This window comes from Priestia sp. TRM10 (assembly GCF_057808375.1).
In genome coordinates this window covers 184,058-200,700 of sequence record NZ_JBJZOT010000002.1, presented here as the reverse complement: position 1 = coordinate 200,700, position 16,643 = coordinate 184,058, and the positions used below count along the sequence as shown (strand labels likewise).

20 protein-coding genes are annotated in these 16,643 nt (G+C 36.1%); 3 read left to right on the top strand and 17 right to left on the bottom strand.

Translation table 11 applies throughout. The annotated features are described in order from the left end of the window. Positions 1 to 34: 34 nt before the first annotated feature. A complete protein-coding gene (locus tag ACK3CR_RS01035) occupies positions 35 to 490 on the top strand; it encodes a GNAT family N-acetyltransferase (RefSeq protein WP_243509779.1) in 456 nt (151 codons plus the stop codon). Positions 491 to 540: 50 nt separating this feature from the next. Here ACK3CR_RS01035 and ACK3CR_RS01030 read toward each other — a convergent pair whose 3' ends face one another. The 3 genes from ACK3CR_RS01030 to ACK3CR_RS01020 are packed head-to-tail and all read right to left on the bottom strand — an operon-like array spanning position 541 to position 2,296. Next, a complete protein-coding gene (locus ACK3CR_RS01030; RefSeq protein WP_488974580.1) occupies positions 541 to 1,167 on the bottom strand; it encodes an NUDIX hydrolase in 627 nt (208 codons plus the stop codon). Between the two features lie 38 nt (positions 1,168 to 1,205). Continuing rightward, complete coding sequence (locus tag ACK3CR_RS01025) at positions 1,206 to 1,859, bottom strand: YczE/YyaS/YitT family protein (RefSeq protein ID WP_488974579.1); 654 nt, start codon at positions 1,857 to 1,859, stop codon at positions 1,206 to 1,208. Next, the gene (locus ACK3CR_RS01020; protein WP_243509785.1) at positions 1,856 to 2,296 is read right to left on the bottom strand and encodes a GNAT family N-acetyltransferase; all 441 of its coding nucleotides are present in this window, start codon (positions 2,294 to 2,296) and stop codon (positions 1,856 to 1,858) included. Before ACK3CR_RS01020 ends, ACK3CR_RS01025 begins: the two co-directional genes overlap by 4 nt. 125 nt (positions 2,297 to 2,421) lie before the next feature. Between ACK3CR_RS01020 and ACK3CR_RS01015 the strand changes: the two genes are divergently transcribed. Further along, positions 2,422 to 2,874, top strand: a complete 453-nt coding sequence (locus ACK3CR_RS01015) for a MarR family winged helix-turn-helix transcriptional regulator (RefSeq protein ID WP_120045573.1) — start codon at positions 2,422 to 2,424, stop codon at positions 2,872 to 2,874. A 38-nt stretch (positions 2,875 to 2,912) separates the two neighbouring features. On the opposite strand, the gene ACK3CR_RS01010 is transcribed toward ACK3CR_RS01015, so the two are convergent. The 10 genes from ACK3CR_RS01010 to ACK3CR_RS00965 all read right to left on the bottom strand — a co-directional run bounded on the left by ACK3CR_RS01010 (position 2,913) and on the right by ACK3CR_RS00965 (position 11,855). Next, positions 2,913 to 3,464: a hypothetical protein gene (locus ACK3CR_RS01010; RefSeq protein WP_488974578.1), complete on the bottom strand. Its 552-nt coding sequence runs from the start codon at positions 3,462 to 3,464 to the stop codon at positions 2,913 to 2,915. 43 nt (positions 3,465 to 3,507) lie between these two features. Further along, positions 3,508 to 3,633, bottom strand: a complete 126-nt coding sequence (locus tag ACK3CR_RS01005) for a hypothetical protein (RefSeq protein ID WP_276517178.1) — start codon at positions 3,631 to 3,633, stop codon at positions 3,508 to 3,510. A gap of 137 nt (positions 3,634 to 3,770) precedes the next feature. After that, complete coding sequence (locus tag ACK3CR_RS01000) at positions 3,771 to 4,340, bottom strand: maltose acetyltransferase domain-containing protein (protein WP_243509790.1); 570 nt, start codon at positions 4,338 to 4,340, stop codon at positions 3,771 to 3,773. Between the two features lie 104 nt (positions 4,341 to 4,444). After that, positions 4,445 to 5,653 (bottom strand): cytochrome P450, encoded by a 1,209-nt coding sequence (locus tag ACK3CR_RS00995; RefSeq protein ID WP_488974577.1) that lies wholly within the window; start codon positions 5,651 to 5,653, stop codon positions 4,445 to 4,447. A gap of 158 nt (positions 5,654 to 5,811) precedes the next feature. Beyond that, positions 5,812 to 6,519 carry a dethiobiotin synthase gene (gene bioD, locus ACK3CR_RS00990; protein WP_430238694.1) on the bottom strand — a complete coding sequence of 236 codons (708 nt, stop codon included), beginning with the start codon at positions 6,517 to 6,519 and terminating at the stop codon, positions 5,812 to 5,814. Continuing rightward, positions 6,516 to 7,685 carry an 8-amino-7-oxononanoate synthase gene (gene bioF / locus ACK3CR_RS00985; protein WP_488974796.1) on the bottom strand — a complete coding sequence of 390 codons (1,170 nt, stop codon included), beginning with the start codon at positions 7,683 to 7,685 and terminating at the stop codon, positions 6,516 to 6,518. Before bioF ends, bioD begins: the two co-directional genes overlap by 4 nt. After that, complete coding sequence (bioA, locus tag ACK3CR_RS00980) at positions 7,672 to 9,021, bottom strand: adenosylmethionine--8-amino-7-oxononanoate transaminase (protein ID WP_488974576.1); 1,350 nt, start codon at positions 9,019 to 9,021, stop codon at positions 7,672 to 7,674. Before bioA ends, bioF begins: the two co-directional genes overlap by 14 nt. Beyond that, entirely contained in the window at positions 9,014 to 9,793 is a 780-nt protein-coding gene (locus ACK3CR_RS00975; protein ID WP_488974575.1) for a 6-carboxyhexanoate--CoA ligase, read from the bottom strand. The genes bioA and ACK3CR_RS00975 overlap by 8 nt, the downstream gene beginning before the upstream one ends. 302 nt (positions 9,794 to 10,095) lie before the next feature. Continuing rightward, complete coding sequence (locus ACK3CR_RS00970) at positions 10,096 to 10,542, bottom strand: PaaI family thioesterase (protein WP_243509808.1); 447 nt, start codon at positions 10,540 to 10,542, stop codon at positions 10,096 to 10,098. Positions 10,543 to 10,892: 350 nt separating this feature from the next. Then, the gene (locus ACK3CR_RS00965; protein WP_328124461.1) at positions 10,893 to 11,855 is read right to left on the bottom strand and encodes an NAD(P)H-dependent flavin oxidoreductase; all 963 of its coding nucleotides are present in this window, start codon (positions 11,853 to 11,855) and stop codon (positions 10,893 to 10,895) included. Positions 11,856 to 11,936: 81 nt separating this feature from the next. Between ACK3CR_RS00965 and ACK3CR_RS00960 the strand changes: the two genes are divergently transcribed. After that, positions 11,937 to 12,452, top strand: a complete 516-nt coding sequence (locus tag ACK3CR_RS00960; RefSeq protein WP_243509812.1) for a gamma carbonic anhydrase family protein — start codon at positions 11,937 to 11,939, stop codon at positions 12,450 to 12,452. Positions 12,453 to 12,472: 20 nt separating this feature from the next. On the opposite strand, the gene paaX is transcribed toward ACK3CR_RS00960, so the two are convergent. The 4 genes from paaX to ACK3CR_RS00940 all read right to left on the bottom strand — a co-directional run bounded on the left by paaX (position 12,473) and on the right by ACK3CR_RS00940 (position 16,641). Then, positions 12,473 to 13,369 (bottom strand): phenylacetic acid degradation operon negative regulatory protein PaaX, encoded by an 897-nt coding sequence (gene paaX, locus ACK3CR_RS00955; RefSeq protein ID WP_243509814.1) that lies wholly within the window; start codon positions 13,367 to 13,369, stop codon positions 12,473 to 12,475. A gap of 348 nt (positions 13,370 to 13,717) precedes the next feature. Next, positions 13,718 to 14,494 carry an enoyl-CoA hydratase-related protein gene (locus ACK3CR_RS00950; protein ID WP_488974574.1) on the bottom strand — a complete coding sequence of 259 codons (777 nt, stop codon included), beginning with the start codon at positions 14,492 to 14,494 and terminating at the stop codon, positions 13,718 to 13,720. A gap of 69 nt (positions 14,495 to 14,563) precedes the next feature. Beyond that, positions 14,564 to 15,769, bottom strand: a complete 1,206-nt coding sequence (locus tag ACK3CR_RS00945; protein ID WP_243509820.1) for an acetyl-CoA C-acyltransferase — start codon at positions 15,767 to 15,769, stop codon at positions 14,564 to 14,566. Beyond that, a complete protein-coding gene (locus ACK3CR_RS00940) occupies positions 15,766 to 16,641 on the bottom strand; it encodes a 3-hydroxyacyl-CoA dehydrogenase (protein ID WP_488974573.1) in 876 nt (291 codons plus the stop codon). The genes ACK3CR_RS00945 and ACK3CR_RS00940 overlap by 4 nt, the downstream gene beginning before the upstream one ends. Positions 16,642 to 16,643: the final 2 nt, after the last annotated feature.

The following is a 16,643-nucleotide window of genomic DNA, read 5'->3' as shown; positions in this document are numbered from 1 at the left end:
ATGACAAATACAAATTGTAAAAGGACGTGTTGTTGTGATAATAAGAAGCTTACACAGAGAGGAAACGCCTCCTTTTTCTTTGCTCTTACTTGCAGATCCTTCTCAAGAAAAAGTGAAGGAACATTTAGAAAAAGGCGTTTGTTTTGTAGCGGAAGAAGATAAGGAAATAATCGGAGCCTACATTTTAGAAGAAAAAAATGAAAAGAGTATTGAACTTGTGAATATCGCAGTGAAAGAACAGCTTCATGGAAAAGGAATTGGCAAAAAATTAATTCAGCATGTCCTTCAAAGTACAAAAGAACAGGGCTACGAAATCATTGAAGTTGGAACAGGAAATTCAAGTATAAATCAGCTTGCTTTTTATCAAAAGTGCGGCTTTCGCATGACAGGTATTGAACGCAACTTCTTTTTAGAAAATTACAAAGAACCATTATTTGAAAATGGCATCCGCTGTCAAGATATGGTTCGGTTAACGTTTTTCTTACGGTAAAAAATCAGGTTGATTCCTAATTAATTAGGAATCAACCTGATTTTTTTAAGCTAGAAATGAAATGTTTTATGCAATTCATGGATGATTTTTTTATAGTAAAATGGCTTATGTTGAACAAATTCTTCCCAATAAAAGGCTTTATTAATCGAGGTTTTCTCATCTTTTTGATGTATTTGAAATCCTTCCACCTCAATACTATCCGTTTGACCTAACCAAAGCTCAACAACGGAAGAAAGTTTGGCTCTTACAAGACCTGCAACTTCCTCTTGCTGAAGGGTATATCCTTCAAATGTGTGCTGAGTTTTATAAATGAAAACATGCGCTAGCTCTTTGTCAATAAAATATGGAAGTGTCACGCTATATGGAATAACGCCAAGCGAGAGAAGGTTGTTGAACGCTACTTCAACGCCAAGCTCCTCTTCTACTTCCCTGACGCCATCCATAACTGTTTCATGTGCTAATAGATGACCTGCCGCTGTAATATCTAACAAATCCGGATAATCTTTTTTCTCTTTGCTTCGAATTTGAAAATAAAGATAAATCTCTCCTTCATATTCACTAACAAACCAGCAGTGAAAGGTTTCGTGCCAGTATCCTTTCTTATGAACCTCATCTCTGGTTTTCTCACCAATGTGCACTTGGTTTTCATCAAATATTTTTAAGTATTCTTCTTTCACTCTATTTCCCCCTACTCGCTCTCCCGTTTTCATACTAACTATTCTTTTTCTTCTAAAGGTGAAAGGAGAATCTCCTCTGTTTTTTTAAGAATCCATTTTCTTGTTAACGGCATAAAAAACTGTAGAAGAGGTCCGCCAAGCCCTACTGTAAGGAGCGTTCCGATTCCAATTGGACCATGTAGCAAAAATGCAAGAAGTAAAAAGATAACATACAAAACAATTTTAGATAACCTAATACTTATTCCTGTTCGTTCAGTTATAATAAGCATAAGATGATCAAGTGGAATTGGAGCAAAGTTTGTATGAAGATAAACCGCTGTTCCAATCCCTATAATAATTAAGCCTAACGTGAAAACGAGAAATTGGCTAGTTAATGTAGAGGGGTTTTCAAGTGTTTTGATCAAAAAAAGCCAAAAATCAATGCAAACTCCTGTCATAAAAGCGGTCACTAACCCTAAAAATTTTGGCTTTTGCTTTTTTAAACATGCATTTGTGAAGATAAGAACGAAGGCAATCATAACTTCCCAACTTCCAACTGTTAAGCCAATGTTATGGGATAGGCCAACTAAAAGAGCATCAAAAGGTGACGTTCCAAGGTTTGCTTTTATCGTAAGAGAAATTCCTAAAGTTAAGAGAAGAATGCCTATACTATAAAAAACAAGTGTAAAAGCATTTACTTTCCTTCTTATCATGAGTGAACGAACTCTTTAACCATTAAAATGTGTGGAATGCCATCTTCCAAAAAAACAGCTGAAGAAGCATCATAGCCTAACTTAGTATAAAACCCTTGCGCTTGCACTTGTCCGTGCAGTTTTACAGACGAAACGCCACTCTCTCCTACAATTCTTTCAAGAGCTTCTATAATGACTTTTCCAAGGCCATATTTTCGATATTCTTTTAAGATGCAAATTCGTTCTAGCTTCCCAACTCCTTCTACAACGCGTACACGTCCTGTACCAACAGGCTCTCCGTTATAATAGACGAGAATATGATCACAACCATTATTCAGTTGATCATATTGATCAAACTCGTCTGCTAGTGATACTCCTTGTTCACTCACAAATACCTCTTTTCTAATATAGAATGCAGTCTCTAACTCATCTCTTGTTGTAATTTTCTTTGCTGTCATTTTAACCCCACCTTTTCTAGATTTATCAATGAACATCCTTCATAATGAATTTATTATCCCTATAAAGTATACAAGAAAATATTTTTGTTGTAAATGCAACAAAAATATAAAACGGAGGTTTTTTTGTGGATGATGTTTTAAGAGAAATTGGAATGATTGCAAGAGCACTTGATTCGATTAGCAATATCGAATTTAAAGAACACAACTTAACAAAAGGACAATACTTATATCTCGTGCGCATTTGTGAACATCCTGGCATTATTCAAGAAAAGTTAGCGGAAATGATTAAAGTAGACCGCACAACTGCTGCTCGGTCTATAAAAAAGCTCGAAACGGAAGGATTTATCGAAAAGAAAGATGATCATCACAATAAGAAAATTAAGAAACTCTTTCCAACAGAGAAAGGAAGAGAAGTTTATCCGTTTTTAAGACGAGAAGGAGATCATTCTGAAAAAGTAGCTTTAACAGGGTTCTCAGAACAAGAACGAGAGGAAGTTTTTCAGCTTGTTCAACGGATAAGAAAGAATATTGAAGGAGACTGGGAAGCTGTAAAGAAGGGAAAGAAAAGAGAGTATTAAAAAAAGAGCAGGCCTTTTTCACAAAGGACTTGCTCTTTTTAAGCAATATGAGCTTTTTCAAGTAATATATTGTATTCTTCCCAAAATGCCTCGTAGCTTTCTCGTTCATCTTCATCCTCTATTATTTTCTTCTGTGACTGTTCAAAGAATGCTTTCACTTCTAATGCAAATGCGACAATTTCCTCTCGATATTCTTCTTTACTGATTTTTACCGTTAAACCTTTATAGTCTACAACTCCTTCCTTATAGCTTGTTGTCGTAAACTTCACAAAATTAGATAGGGTAATCTCGCCCTCTATGTGTTGTACTCCCCAATAAATTGAGATTGGACATCCTGGTGATAAAGCATTTCCACAATGGGTAATAAGCGGTTCATCACGTTCAGGATCAATCTCTTGGTATATAAAAGCAGGTTCTTCATAGAGCGTACGCAATAAAGTTAATGCAGAAGTACTAATCCCCCACTCTTCATCCCTACCAGAGTTTGTGATAACCACATCTCCTACTTTTATATAAAGTTCTCCATGTGAGCATAAATCGTGAACTTCCTCTCCTAGCCAATATTGATTTATAATGTTAATTTCAAACATCTTTTCACCTTTACTTTCTAAAAAATTCAAGCTTAAAAACAAATTACTTCCCCTTCTTTTCTTCAAGAATTTCAATGATTATCTCATTCTGCTTTACGATTTTCCTTATCTGCGTATCTAGAGACAAAATCGTTACAAGAACAATAACAAAACCAATCAGACCTAGCATTCCAACCTCTCCCTTCCCTTTAATGGTAGCATAGTAAATTTCGTCCTGTATAAGGTAACCTCTATCTTTGTTCAAAAAGCCAAAAAAGAAAACCTTCAAAAGGTTTTCTTTTTTGCTTATCCTTATATCGTCATTGCTTATAGTGAAGGAACGTCAAGCTTTTTAATAATTCGGGCTGGATTTCCTCCAACTACGACATTGTCAGGTACATCTTTCGTCACAACTGCTCCAGAAGCAATAACAACGTTATGACCAACTTTTACCCCTGGATTAATGATTGCTCTTCCGCCAATCCAAACGTTGTTTCCAATTGTAACAGGGATTCCGTACTCTCCTGCTGTATTTCGTTCGTGAGGATCTAATGGATGTGTAGCTGTATAAATGTGTACGCCTGGAGCAATAAAACAGTTATCTCCAATTCGAATCTCACATACATCGAGAAGGACACATTCAAAATTCATAAAAAAGTTTTTACCTATATGTATGTTGTATCCATAATCACAGCGAAAAGGTGGCTCAATATTAGCATGCTCACCTCCTGAACCAAACAGCTCTCCTAAAATCTCTCCTTTTTCTTCATCACTCATCTCGATGTTATCATTATATATTTTCAATAGTTTTCGTGCTTTTTTCCTATCTTCTCCTAACTCCATATCATCTGACTGGTACAATTCCCCCGCTAACATTTTCTCTTTTTCAGATTTCATTTCTTTCGTCCTTCCTCTTAGTATAATTGCTTCACCACAACTATACTTGTATATACAAGATAATTCAATATATCTAATGCTTAAATAAAATTCTAATCTGGATATCAATCAAATGTTATGTGCAATTCTACTAAAGATTTGAAGCCAATAATTTTTCGGTAATGACTATTGCCATCTGCCGCTTGTAAATTTCGTACTTTTTGTAAAAGTCGTTCGATCGCAATTTTAGCTTCTAGACGTGCTAAGGAAGACCCTAAGCAAAAATGACTACTGTGACCAAAAGCAAGATGTGGATTTGGATTTCTTGTAATATCAAGCTGATGAGGACTCCGGAACTTTCTAGAATCTCGATTAGCAGCCCCTAAAAATAAATAGACTTGTTCTCCTTTTCGAATAACAGCCTCATTCACGGTAATATCTTCTGAAGCAGTACGAGCAATGAGCTGTGCAGGACTTTCAAATCTTAAAAACTCCTCTAGGGCTGTTGTTATTAATTTTGAGTCATCTTGTAATTTCTCTAATTGCCTTGGGTTCTGAATTAGTAAAAAGATAGAACTACTAATAAGATTAACAGTTGTTTCGTGCCCAGCAATTAAGAGTAAAACACATGTTGCGATGAGTTCATCATAACTTAATTTCTCTCCTCTCTGTTTTTCCTGAATTAATTTACTAATCAAATCTTCTTTTGGTGCTTGTTCTCTCGTTTTAATTATTTTTTTGAAATAGGCTATTATTTCTTCCGTTACTTTGCGACTATTCCCTAACGTTTTGGGAGATCTCGTAAAATCAATGGATTGAATAAAACTAGCCGTCCATTCTTTAAATAAGGAATAATCCTTTACTGGCACTCCTAATATTTTAGCAATAACAGAACTTGCTAAAGGGAAAGCAAAGTCAGATACAACCTCCATAGTTCCTCTACAACTAACTTGATCTATGAGTTCATCTACTGTTTTCTCTATAAAAGGACGGCATTCGTTTATAATATTTGGTGTAAAAAATTTAGTAACAAGAGAGCGTAATCGTCTATGATGCTGTGGATTAGTAAATAACATCATATTCTCTTGAATTCTTCTAAGATTCTCGTAGTTGCGAGAAAAAGCCGGAATAGGAGGACGGCTATGGAATCTTGAATCTTTGAGTACTTTTACCGTTTCTTCATATCCTGTTACGTACCACCCTTGATATTTTAATAAGGTACTTTTATAAATAGGATTAATGGATCGCATCTCTTCATAAAATGGATATGGATTTTGAAAAAACTCTGAAATATTGAAAGAAAATGACTCTATATTTGTAGGATTTATTTTCATGTTATCCTCCTTGGTTATTTTAAAATAAATAAGCAGCCGAAATTCACTCGACTGCTCATTTTTACTTTTTCTCTACTAAAATTCACTCGTAAAATAGTTTAATAAAGATGAAGCTTCTATCTTTATAATGAACAATTCACCTTTTGAAAACAAAGTACTTATTCGTATTGCCCTTCCATCCTATTTATAATAAATTTCGTATCAAGATGTTGATTCACTACCATCTCGATATTTTCTTTTGTTATTTCCTTAAGTTTTGGGACAATTCCTAAAATAGGAACACCGCACATCTCTTCTATTGAGGTAGGGTTTGTTTGTTCATCTAATCCTGGGTTATCACTCATTCCATTAATAATAATACCTGCAATCTTTATCCCTTGACTTTTAGCATAATGAACAGTTAGGAAAGTATGGTTTAGCGTCCCAAGATTAGGACGAGCGACAATAACAATGGGAAGGTTTATCGATTTAATCAAATCACTCACTAAAAAATGTTGACCAAGCTGAACGGAAATTCCTCCTGCTCCTTCGACAATAAAAGAGTTATGTATAGGTTTTATATCATTCCATCTTGTCATCACTTCATCGAGCCCTACTTCTTTTCCTTCTAACTTTCCGGCTGTATAAGGAGAAAGAGGTTCTTTAAATGCAAACGGAGTAATTTCTTCATGCGAGAGCTTAGTTCCTGACATAACTTTCAATAAACTTGTATCACTGTTAACATCATCTCGACTTATCCCACTTAAAAATGGCTTAAACACTCCAACATTTCCTTTGTGCTTTTTTAACAGTAAGGCTAAAGCACAAGAAACAACGGTCTTTCCTACTTCTGTATCTGTTCCTGTTACAAAGAATCCGAATTTCAAATCACCTTCATCTCCTTTCCCGTTACATAGAAACTTTCTAATATCCTCTCTATCTCGGTATCCTTGTATTCTGATGTTATCGTTATCCGTATTCTACTTTGCCCTTCTGCAACAGTAGGGGGACGAATGGCAGACGTATAAATTCCTTTGCTTTGTAATCTTTGCGAAAAGGAAACAGCCTTTGTAGAGTCGCCGATCAGAACAGCTACGACCGGCGTCATCCCTCCTTTTACATTAAAGCCCATACCCTTTAATCCCTTCGTTATTTCCCCAACAGCTCCAAATAATCGATTCCGTTTTTCATCACTTTTTTCAATAATTTCAAGGGCAATGTATGAAGCAGCACAGATAGCCGGTGACATAGCGGTCTGAAAAATAAAGGTGCGAGCATGGTTTCGTAGAAAATCAATAAGTGTGTGTGAACCTGCTACAAATCCACCTTCTGTTCCTACTGCTTTGCTTAGCGTTCCAATAATAATGTCTGGATGAACTTGAAAATGTTCACTTGTTCCGCCTCCTGTTTTTCCTAGCACACCCGTTGCATGAGCATCATCTACGATTACATACGCTTTATACTTCTCCGCTAGTTTCATAATTTCAGGTAAAGGAGCTAGAGTTCCATCCATACTAAAAACCCCGTCTGTTACAATAAAACGCCGCTCATATTGCCCAGTATCTTCTAACTTCTTTTCAAGATCAATCATATTAACATGCTCATAAATGACTGTATGTGCTCTTGACAATCGACAGCCATCAATAATGCTAGCATGATTGAGTTGGTCACTTAAAATGACATCGCTTTTTTCTGGAATAGAAGATAATACCCCAATATTTGCAAGATAGCCGCTTGAAAACAATAAAGCAGATTCCGTTTTTTTAAAGGATGCTAACTTTTTTTCTAACCTTTCGTGCAATACTGTATTCCCAGTTGTTAAACGAGCTCCACTACTTCCTACGCCAAACGTTTCTACACCATCTTGAGCTGCTCTAATTAGACGTCTATCATTAGAAAGACCTAGATAATTATTAGAAGAACAAACAAGTTGTTTTCTTCCATCAATATCTACCTCTGTTTCCGGAGCACTTTGCATGGTTTTTAGTGTTCTATATAATCCTTTTTCCTTCATTTGTAAAAGGCGATTTTCAAGCTCATCATTGAAGGACACCATTCGTTACCTCCGTAATCGCTTGCTTTATAATCTCGATCATTTCTTTTAACTCTTCTACTGTACTTGCAAGTGGCGGCATAAGAACGATAACATCTCCAAGCGGACGAGTTAGCATTCCAAGCTCCCTCATCTTTAAAGAGACTTTGTAACCTATTCTCTTATCTGACGGAAAAGGTTGTCTCGTTTCTTTAGATTGAACAAGTTCGATACCACACATAAAGCCAAGTTGGCGAACATCTCCGACATGAGGCAATTCGTATAGTGTGTTAAGCAGTTGTTTAAGGCTTTCACTCTTCTCGGCAACTTTTTCTACTATATCTTCTACTTCAAATAACCTTAAATTTTCGAGAGCGACAGCACAGCCAAGTTGATTCCCTGTATAGGAATGGCCATGAAAAAAGGTTTTCATATTTGAATAGTCATCATAAAATGCTTCATAAATCCGTTCTGTTGCAAACGTTACTGCGATAGGTAAATATCCACCTGTAATTCCTTTTCCGGCAGCCATTAAATCTGGTTGCACATTTTCATGCTCACATGCAAACATTTTCCCTGTACGACCAAATCCAGTTGCTACTTCATCAACAATTAATAACACTTCATATTTTGTACAAAGCTCACGTACGCCTGAAAGAAATCCTTCTGGCATCACAATAATCCCCGAAGCTCCTTGGACAATAGATTCAATAGATAAAGCCGCAATTGTATGATGATGCTCTTTTAACAATTGTTCAAGGGACTGTAGACATTCGTCACGACATATACAAGGATCTTGACTTTCTGAACGATATACATAGGGAATAGAAGCTTTAAAACTTTCAAACATTAATGGACCATATACATAATGAAATAAATCAATGGAACCAATGCTAACGGCCCCAATTGTGTCTCCGTGATAACCGTTTTTCATAGATATAAATTTTTGCTTTTCTGATTTTCCAACATTTTTCCAATATTGAAAAGCCATTTTCAAAGCAATTTCGACCGCCTCTGCGCCACTGTCGGAATAAAAAACACGGGTTAAGTTTTTAGGACTTATGTTAATAAGTTTCTCCGCAAGCTCGGTCGCTGGCACGTTTGTCATACCAAGCAAAGTAGAATGAGCAATTTTTTCTAACTGTCGTTTTATAGCATCGTCAAGCTCCTGTTTACGATGTCCGTGTACATTTAGCCATACTGAAGAAAAGCCATCGTAATATTCTTTTCCATAAACATCTTTAACCTTTATTCCTTCTCCATTTTCAATAATGAGTGGATTCTCATCATAATCTTTCATTTGTGTAAACGGTAACCAAAGATGTTTTTTACTTTTTTCGATTAATTCACTATTCATGATTTACCTCCCATTGAACAAGAACAGGGTTCTTTTTTAAGTAATCTATGTATTTCGTTATGTCTTCAGAGCTATCAACAAAGAAGATACGGCAACCTTGCTCATTCCCGTATTCTTTTAGGTTTGTAATCCGCTGATATCCAATTTTTTTATTAGCCACATATCCTGTCGTGTAATCTGGATCATCAGACCAACATAGTTCTGCAACTGTGGCTTGATGCATACTTACTTTTGAGGCAAGGGTTATAGCTTCTTTCAATCGATTATTCTGATTGACTGCAATCTCTCTATTCCATTTCTTAAAGTTTTCATCTCGCCAATCCATTCTAGATACACGAATCCCTTTTCCATTGTGATAACTTTCATCTAATCGTTGTCCTGTCTTACTATCGATAAGAACGGCACCGCTGAGTTCCGCATGTTCTTTCATTAGTAGGTAAGCTTTTTGAATAATAGGAAACGGCACTCCACATTTCATTAATAAGTTTTGAGCTATTAACTGTCCCTCCTCAACTGAATTTGTAGTATGTGTAGTAACTCCTAGAGGACTAATGACTTGAACTGGCTTATCTACTACTTCAAACTGAATTTGCGCAAAGTCTGGTGTTCCTCTTGAATGGGTTAAACTTTTATGAAGCAGCTTATCTACTGCCTCTCTAATTTCATCAAATAAAACAAGTTGTTCCCCACCTGATATATGTTTCCCTCCTTCCTCGTGTGGTTTACTCTTAGAAGCTCTCATTCTCACACTATAATATGGTAAGTCTCTCATTCTCTTGTTCCTACTTTCATTCTAAAACTGAATCTCAAGATAAAATATTTACGAACCTATATATGTTAACTAAATATAAAATTTGGTTAACATATATAGATGTTAACTTCTTTACACAATTCTGTCAATTGCATACCTACAAGGTTATGGTTGATTTTCGAGTGAAAGACAAGCCTTATCTATCAGATTAAAGAACACTACTTTTATGGGGATAAAACATTATTGCTACCAGTTTTTGCATGTAATACATAAAAAAGAGAACGCCTCCTCTCATCTTTAGATGAGAGGAGACGTTCCCTTATCTATTCAACAGGAACAAAATAATGATTCTTGCGGTAAACTAGGGCGTCCATCGTAGCTAAAAGTTCTCCATCACTTTCTACTCTAATTTTATACCAACCTGTACGGTTATTTCGTTTCTCTTCTACAGCTTTTGCTATTAAACGCGTTTCTACCTTTCCGGGGGCCATAAAATTAACATTTGTTGATAGCCCAACAGATGTCTTTCCATAAGAATTACTAGCTGCTGCAAAAACATAATCTGCTAAAGAAAAGATGATTGCTCCATGGACTGTCCCATGTGCATTTAACATATGATCTTTGATATCTAATTCTGCGGTTGCTGTACCTTCTCCCATATGGATTAATTTCATGCCTAGAAATTGGGCAAAGGGTTCTTGTTCCATAAGAGAAAAGATTTCATTATAGTATTTCTGATGAATTTCTTGTTCCGTTATATTGGGTTTCATTATGATTCCTCCGCTTTTTGGGGCTAGTCAAACACCTGTCACATAGAAAAAGGTTCCAATTTAAATACGGTGGAGAAAAAAACTATTATATATTTCTAAATACGAATTTAAAAAACTAGGATAATGCCTTCCTGTAAGATTGATTTTCTAAGATCCCCACCTCTTAAAAGGTTATTCAATAACACTTCTATTAAACATCCAAGATAGACAGCATTCTTTAGGAGGTTATCTATATTTAAAACGCTTTCAAAAAAAGGCAACTGAAAAACTTGTATAAATAGAAATCTTACTTGTTGATAAAAATCAAAAAAACAAAGTTTCTAATCCTTTTAGACAATCTAGATTATATTTTAAGATGTGAACGTTTCAAAAACTGAGAAGGATTGTTGAATTTGTGATGAAGCTTCTTCCATCATGTTTTCTAACAACTCTTTTACACTAGGAATATTTGAAAGTAAACCTGCTACTTGTCCACTGTTAATAAATCCATTGACAAAGTCTCCTTTTAGAGCTCCTATGACATGGAGATTTTCAGAAGTCATTTTATTGTATTCCTCTAAAATCATCCCTTCATTTTCTTTTTCAACGATTTTATTTGCATATGGAGTATTTAATATTCTTCTTACCTGCCCTACCGAACGTCCTACAACAACTGTATCTGTATCACTTGCTTGAATTAATTTTTGTTTATAGCTCATGTGAAATGGTGCTTCCTGCGTAGCAATCAGACGGGTACCAATCTGAACTCCACTTGCTCCCAACATTAAAGCTGCGGCCAAACCTTTTCCATCCCCAATTCCACCTGCAGCAATTACAGGGATATCTACACATCCAGTGAGTTGTGGAATAAGCGTAAATGTTGTGAGTTCAAGGTTGGAATTAATTCCGGCTGCTTCAAACCCCTCTGCTACTAATAAATCGGCTCCTGCTCTCTCTGCTTTTTTAGCATGTTTGACAGAAGCGACTACTACGATTACCTTTATACCGTACGAATGAAGTCTCGGAATAATTGAAGCAGGATTTCCTGCTGATAATGAGACAACTGGAATGTGATTATCTATAACGACATTTATGATATCCTCTAAAAAAGGTGTAACAGTAATAGGAATATTTACAGCAAAGGGTTTATCTGTTCTCTGCTTTGTTTCTTGAATTATTTCTTCGACTTGATCTGGTCTCATCGTGCCGCAGCCGATTGTACCTAATCCTCCTGCTTCTGATACAGCAGCAGTGAGAATTGCGTTGCTAATATTCCCCATTCCCCCTTGAATAATAGGATATTTAATATTCAATTGTTCTGTTAAGCATAACATTTTCACCACTCCCCTCACAATAATGTTATACTATAAATAAAGGAAAAACAATTATAAATTATCTATAAGGGGGACCCTAGTATGATTATTTCTTATAATGAAAAAGAACCGGATATTCATAAAACAGCATTTATAGCGCCAGGGGCTTATGTGATAGGAGATGTAGAAATCGGAAAAGAAACGACTATTTGGTTTAACGCTGTTTTACGCGGTGATGAAGGCGCTATCAAAATTGGAAAGAAATGTAGTATTCAAGACAATTCAACGATTCATCTATACGCTGGCTGCCCAGTCACTGTTGAGGATGAAGTAACAATTGGACACAATGTGATTCTTCACGGATGTACAATTGGAAGACGGTCTATTATCGGAATGGGTTCTACCATATTAGACGGAGCTCAAATTGGTGAAGAATGTATTATTGGAGCTAATTCACTTATTCCTTCTGGAAAGGTCATTCCACCTCGTTCTCTTGTTATGGGGTCTCCAGGAAAAGTTGTTCGTGAAATAAATGAGAAGGATTTAGAAGTTATTCAATTGTCTATTGATTCCTATGTCCAAAAAGGATATGAGTTTAAGAAAAATTTAAGTAAATAGAAATTCCTAAGAGATACCTCTTAGGAATTTCTATTTTGTTCACTAATTAAAGGATGATCTGTAGAATCGTATGATTTACTTTTATGGCTTAAATCATTATCTTTTTGAAAAATGTCTTCAAAAAACTGGTTAGCAGGATCAGCTAGCATTTTATAGTACTGGCTGAATAATAAGGCTGCATGATTACCAATCCAACGTGCTGGTAATAGTTCTTTTGGAAGGCCAGGATCAACAAATAGAAATTTTCGATATTCATGGATAAGATTTGTTCTCTCTACAAAACATTCTGCATCAGTCATCTGGCCTCGCTGAATGACACTTTGATGGATAATATATGTTTTACTATACGTATCAATAAACTGTTCATATTTTTGTTCAATCTCTTCTAATGGCCAGCTCTTTTCTACTAATGATTGATTTGTATGAGGCCCCTTATAATCAGATATAAAGAAATCAACATATTGTTCAATATTATATTTATCAATTAATAGTTCAACTTCTTTTTCTAGATTATTAGGTGATAGCCAGCAACCATTTGAGAAACTTCCAAATCCGCTCCATATTAACTCTTTTCTAAACTCATCACGGATTTGTCTTTTTTCCTCTGGAATGGTATACATGAGAATTCTCCACTTTCCGTCCCATTCATGAGGATTTAGTTTATAAATTCTTCGTGCTGCTTCTTCAACCCGATTAACGCCTCGAGGAGTTAGAAAATAATAGCTCTTATTTCCTTCCCTTTGGGATTGCAGCCATCCTTGTTTGACCATACGTGAACAAGTAACACGTACAGCTTGTTCGTTATGCCCAAACTCCTTTAATAGACGTATTAAACTGCCAATCCAAATCTTATTACCATAATGGCGAATATAATCACCATAAATTGTAAAAATCATCGATTGTGTGTTAGTACTCATTAATACCTCACTCTTTCTACTCGCTCACCCTGTTTTATGTTATACAGCGGAGTACTAAAAAGCTCTTAAATATATTCTCTAATCACCCACCATATCTATTATGATGAAGAGTTGTTAGAGTTCTTTAACTAATAAAAGTTATTATTTCTTAAGCCTTCCTTCTAATGCACGAGCAATTTTTTTGATTTATCTAACAATATCATATCGAATGTTTATTAACCATGGCAACTATTATTTTCCTTCGTATTAGGTATGAACTTTTTAAAAATAACAGTTTTCTTCTACAAGTATGAATATTTCACTCGTTTTTCATTCAAAAGTCATGATTATATTTTGTTACAGAAGCGGCTATTTTCCTTTAAACTGTGGCATTCTTTTTTCACTAAACGCATTCAAGGCTTCTAACCTGTCTTCTGTAGGTATCGTTAATTCATAAGCTTTTGATTCAATCGCTAATCCTGTCTGCAAGTCAACATTCATTCCTTGGCTAATAGCATATTTAGCTTGCTTTAGAGCAACTGGGCCATTTTTCATCATTTCTGCTGCAAAGGCTTCGCAAGATGTCATGAGCACGTTCTTTTCGACAACTTTTGTAAGTATGCCGAGTTCATATGCTTCTTGAGCTGCAATTTTCCTTGCTGTAAAGATCAGTTCTTTAGCTTTTGCCTCTCCAATTAAACGTGGCAATCGCTGTGTACCTCCAGCTCCTGGGATAATCGCCCAACTTGTCTCTGTAAGGCCCATCTTCGCCTCTTCTACAGCAATAGAAAAATCACATGCTAGCATTAATTCAAATCCCCCACCAAACGCGTATCCATTTACCGCAGCAATAGTAGGCTGAGGAAGATTTGCAATACTATTGAAAACATCTCGGATCGCCTTTACATTTCGTTTCACCTGCATCTCTGATAATGTTTTCCGTTCCTTTAAATCCGCACCTGCACTAAAAGCCTTTTCACCTGCACCTGTAAAAATGACAATGTTTACATTTGAATCTAGATGAATCGCATCTACAATTTCCTGTAGGCTCTCTAATGTTTCATAGTCAAAACAATTTAACACCTCTGGGCGGTTAATTGTAACATACCCAATCATATTTTCAACTCTGTATAAAATACGAGACATGATTTTTACACTCCTTTTCTATAAAACAACCCTTATCTAGCATAGGGCTAAATAAGGGACTCCTCTATTTTACTCTTTTACATTTTCTACAATTGTTGCAATTCCTTGTCCAACACCCACACACATTGTACTAAGGCCATATTGAATATCTTGTTTTTTCATTTCGTAAATAAGAGTTGTTAATATTCTTGCCCCACTTGCTCCTAGCGGATGTCCAAATGCAATAGCTCCTCCATTTACGTTCACTTTCTCTGTATTTAACTCTAGTTGACGAATACATTCTACAGATTGAGAAGCAAAAGCTTCATTTAATTCAACTAGCCCAATGTCTTGTATTGTTAAGTTGGCACGCGACAAAGCTTTTCTAGTAGCCAAAATCGGGCCTAACCCCATGATGCTAGGTTCTAATCCCGCAGTTGCACCAACCACATACTTTACAAGTGGTCTTAAACCTAATTCTTTTGCTTTGTCGGCACTCATTATTAGAAGGGCTGAGGCTCCGTCATTAACACCTGAGGCATTTCCTGCAGTAACCGTTCCCCCTTCAAAAAGGGGTCTTAATTTTCCTAACGTTTCTAACGTTGTCTCAGGACGAGGATGTTCATCCCTATCAATAACAACTTCATTGCCTTTTCGATCTCGATACATAACAGGTACAATTTCTCCAGAGAATCGATTTTCTTCCATTGCCTTTTTTGCTTTTTGTTGACTTTCAAATGCAAACTGATCTTGTTCACTACGTGAAATTTGAAATTGTTGGGCTACATTTTCAGCCGTTTTAGGCATTGTTTCTGCCCCGTACATTTCTTCTAATTTTTTATTTGTAAAACGCCAGCCAATTGTTGTATCTTGTAACTCCATACTGCCTCTCGGAAATTCTTTATCGGGTTTAGCCATCACTAAAGGTGCACGAGTCATGCTTTCTGTGCCCCCAGCAATATAAATATCCCCTTCACCGATCGCGATAGCTCTTGCTGCATAGATTACAGCATCAAGACCTGATCCACATAGACGATTGACAGTAGTTCCCCCTACACTTGTTGGAAGTCCTGCTAGTAAAGCTGACATTCTAGCCACATTACGATTATCTTCACCAGCTTGGTTGGCATTCCCCAATATCACTTCTTCAATTTGATAAGGTGGGAGGTCCGGGTTACGTTCAATGAGCGCCTTAATAACTATCGCCCCTAAATCGTCTGGACGTATATTTTTTAAAGCTCCTTTATATCTTCCAATAGGAGTTCGCACTGCATCTACAATAACAACTTCCCTCATTTTTTGACCTCCTCTTTTGACTTGTTTGTATAATCGTATACACCTTTACCTGATTTCCGGCCTAAACGTCCAGCTTTCACGTATTGCTCCAGTAACGGAGCTGGTCGGTATTTTTCACCTAACTTTTCATGTAAATACTTTAAATTATTTAAACGTGCATCTAATCCTACCAAATCGACAAGTTCAAATGGACCCATTGGATAATTTAATCCTAGTTTAATAGCTTTATCAATTTCCTCTGGCGTACCTAATCCTTCTTGTAACATATAAAAAGCCTCATTCCCTACTAACGCACTGATTCGACTCGTTACAAATCCAGGAAACTCATTAATTACAACGCTTTTTTTCCCCATTTGCTCTGCTACTTCTTTAATAAGTTGTGCTGTTTCATCACTGGTTTCTAAGCCGCGGACGATTTCAACAAGCGGCATCTTATGTACTGGATTAAAAAAGTGCATAGCAATTGTTTTTTCGGGGCGTTTAGCATATGAAGCAATTTCTGTCGGACTCATTGTTGAAGTATTAGTAGCGAAAATACAGGAATCAGACGCATATTCTTCTAAATTATGAAACACTCCTCTTTTAATTTCTGTTTTTTCAGGCACAGCTTCAATGATTAAGTCTGCTTGACTTCCTGCCCTTTTTAAATCTGTAGAATAGGAAAGATTTCTTTTAGCTTGTAAAACTAATTCGCTAGAAATATGGCTACGATTTAAACTCTTTTCAAATAAACTAACAATCTCTTTTTCGGCATTTTGTAAAGCAGATTCATCCACATCTATTAATGTAACCGAATAGCCCCCTACAGCTGATACGTAGGCAATACCTCTGCCCATTACACCAGAACCTACTACAACAATATTATTTATCATTG